The organism is Flavobacterium sp. UBA4854 (genome assembly GCF_002399805.1).
Lineage (GTDB): Bacteria > Bacteroidota > Bacteroidia > Flavobacteriales > Flavobacteriaceae > Flavobacterium > Flavobacterium ginsengisoli.
The window spans coordinates 9,762-13,228 of the sequence record NZ_DHEI01000104.1; the positions used below are offsets into that span (position 1 = coordinate 9,762).

Sequence of the window (3,467 nt, forward strand, 5' to 3'; positions counted from 1 at the left end):
AGTTTCTATGTTCGTGAAGCTTTAGGTGTAAAAACTTGGGACATTTACGATGATGTAATTGGCGCTTATGGCGGGAAAATAAATCAGATTTTCAGTATTGGTGGTGATCAAGATTTAGGCGGAGGAAAAGCTAAAAAAGCCAACCGTTTTAAACCTGTTGTATTGTACTACGGACCTTTTAAATTAGGAAAAGGAGAAACAAAATCGCACGAATTAAAACTGCCAAAATATATCGGTTCTGTTAGAACAATGGTTGTGGCAGGAGATGCAAATACAAGTGCTTATGGAAGCGTTGAAAAAGCAACTCAAGTTAAGAGTCCGTTGATGGTTTTGGCTTCGTTACCAAGAAAAATTTCGCCTTCAGAAAAAGTAACATTGCCTGTAACGGTTTTTGCAACTGAAAACAAGATCAAAAATGTTTCAATTCAGGTAAAAACAAGCAATGGATTAAAAGTAATGGGAAGTGCGGTTCAAAGCTTAAATTTTGCACAGCCAGATGAAAAAATGGCTTACTTTAATTTGGTTGTCGGATCTGCTACTGGAATTGCAAAAGTTCAGGTAATTGCAACATCTGGAAGCGAGAAATCGGTTTATGATGTTGAAATTGATATGACAAATCCGAATCCGGTTACAAGTACTTTTACAGATGTTGTTTTAACGCCAAATAGCACTAAAACAATTTCATGGAAAACATTTGGAATTGCAGGAAGTAATAAAGCAAGATTAGAAGTTTCGTCAATGCCATCTATGAATTTGAACGGAAGATTACAATTCTTGATTCAGTATCCACATGGATGTGTAGAACAGACAACTTCATCTGTTTTCCCACAATTGTATTTAGGCGATGTAGCAGATATTGACGCAAAACGAAAAGAACTGATTCAGAAAAACATTGCGGCCGGAATTGCAAGATTGGGTAATTTCCAATTACCAAATGGAGGAATGCCTTACTGGCAAGGAAATGCAATTGCAGACGATTGGGGAACTTCGTATGCTGGACATTTCTTGATCGAAGCAGAGAAAAAAGGATATGTATTGCCAATTAATTTCAAATCGAAATGGTTAGGTTATCAGCAGAAAGAAGCGAAACAATGGCGATTTGAACCAAAATATGGAAATGATTTAGCTCAGGCTTATCGTTTGTATACTTTAGCTTTAGCTGGAAATGCCGATTTATCAGCAATGAACAGATTACGTGAAACAAAAGGTATCTCGAACGAAAGTATGCTTCGTTTGGCAGCGGCTTATGTTTTAGCAGGTCAAAAATCGGCGGGACAAAGTTTATTCTTGAAAACCAGCATTGATGGAAGTTCAGATGGCTACAGTTATTACTATTATGGTTCAAGCGAAAGAAATAGAGCAATGGCATTAGAAACGATGCTTTTATTAGATCAAAAACAAAAGGCGTTTGTAACAGCAACGAAATTGGCTAAAGAAATGTCGGCTAATCAATGGATGAGTACCCAGACAACGGCTTATTGTTTGTATGCGATGTCGAAATTTGCAGTGAGTAATGGTCCAAAAGGAATCAATATTCAATTCAGTAAAAACGGAAAAGGAGAGACAATAAACACAGGTAAATCGGTTGCAGATCGCAGTTTGTCTGTTGCTTCGGGGGCAAACAGTATTACGTTGAAAAACAATAAAGCTAATACGGTTTATGTTCGTGTATTAAACACAGGAATTTTACCAATCGGACAAGAAAATGCAGTTCAGAGTGATGTTACAGCTTCTATTGTTTTCAAAAATAGAAAAGGAAGCGTAATCAATGTTTCAAAAATTAATCAAGGAACTGAATTTGTTGCAGAGGTTACGATTAAAAATCAAAGAGGAGAAAGTGTTCAAAACGTGGCGTTATCTCAAATTCTACCTTCAGGATTCGAAATTGTAAATACTCGTTTCACAGATTATGGAGATGCGGTAAACAATATTGCCGATTATATTGATATTCGAGACGATAGAACAAATTTCTATTTCGGATTGAAAGCCAGAGAAACAAAAGTTTTTAGAATTCTGTTAAATGCATCGTATTTAGGGAATTATTATTTACCTGGATTGCAATGTGAAGCAATGTATGATAATACATTCTTAGCAAGAACAAAAGGATTCTGGGTTGAGGTGGTGAAATAAAGTTTTTTAGCCACAGATTGTACGGATTAAAAGGGTTTTAAATCTGTATTAATCTGTGTAATCTGTGGCTTTAAAAAAAACTTAGCGAACTTAGCGTATTACTTTGCGCCTTTGCGGTTAAAAAAACAAGCATTGAAAAATAAAATTAAAGCGTTTTTCCAACGCATCATAAACTGGATTAAAAGAAATAAAATAAAATCAGCAATTGCATTTCTGCTCTTGCTGATTTACTATTTTTCGATACCTCGAACTTTGTTCAAAGAACCGTATTCGACCGTAATAGAAAGCAAAGAAGGAGAACTTCTTGGAGCTAAAATTGCCCGAGATGGACAATGGCGTTTCCCTGCGCAAGACAGTGTTCCAGACAAGTTCAAAAAATGCATTGTTTATTTTGAAGATGAATATTTCTACAAACATCCCGGTTTTAATCCTGGCGCGATGATTAATGCTTTTAAACAAAACAGAAAAGCAGGAAAAGTGGTTAGAGGCGGAAGTACACTGACGCAACAAGTAATCAGACTTTCCCGAAAAGGAAAAAATAGAACCTATTTTGAAAAACTAATTGAAATTATTCTCGCGACGAGACTAGAATTAGGCTATTCTAAAAATGAAATTCTAGAAATGTATGCCGCACATGCACCATTTGGGGGAAATGTTGTGGGATTAGAAATGGCTTCATGGCGTTATTTTGGTGTTCAGTCCAATCAATTATCTTGGGCAGAAAATGCAGTTTTAGCAGTTTTGCCGAATGCGCCAAGTTTAATTTATCCGGGAAAAAATCAAATAAAATTATTGAATAAAAGAAACCGTCTTTTATTAAAACTGCATCAGGAAGGAATAATAGACAAACAGACGTACGAACTATCTATAGAAGAACCTCTTCCTCAAAAGCCATACGATCTGCCTCAAATAGCACCACATTTGTTGCAGAGAGTGGCGAAAAATGAAGAGGGAACAAGAGTAAAAACTACAATTGATTATGCTTTACAAAATCGTGTTAATCAAATTGCTAGATATTATTACAATCAGTATAAGCAGAATGAAGTTCATAATCTAGCTATTTTGGTAATCGATGTTCAGAGTAGAAATGTAATGAGTTATGTTGGAAATTCTCCAGCAGATGCAGATCATCAAAAAGATGTTGATATTATTGATGCGCCAAGAAGTACAGGAAGTATTTTAAAACCGCTTTTATATGGTGCAATGTTAGATGACGGAGAATTGTTGCCGAACACTTTAGTTGCCGATATTCCAACGCAAATTTCTGGATATACACCTCAAAATTTTAATTTGACATTTGACGGTGCTGTTCCGGCACATCGTGCATTGTCTCGTTC

2 protein-coding genes are annotated in these 3,467 nt (G+C 35.9%); both read left to right on the top strand.

Annotated elements, in window-relative coordinates; translation table 11 throughout:
* Positions 1 to 2,130, top strand: a 2,130-nt coding sequence (locus B3J44_RS15335) for an alpha-2-macroglobulin family protein (protein WP_286969409.1), incomplete at its 5' end; no start/stop codon positions are given.
* Positions 2,131 to 2,262: 132 nt separating this feature from the next.
* Positions 2,263 to 3,467: transglycosylase domain-containing protein (locus tag B3J44_RS15340; RefSeq protein ID WP_286969411.1), on the top strand; the 1,205-nt coding region annotated here is incomplete at its 3' end.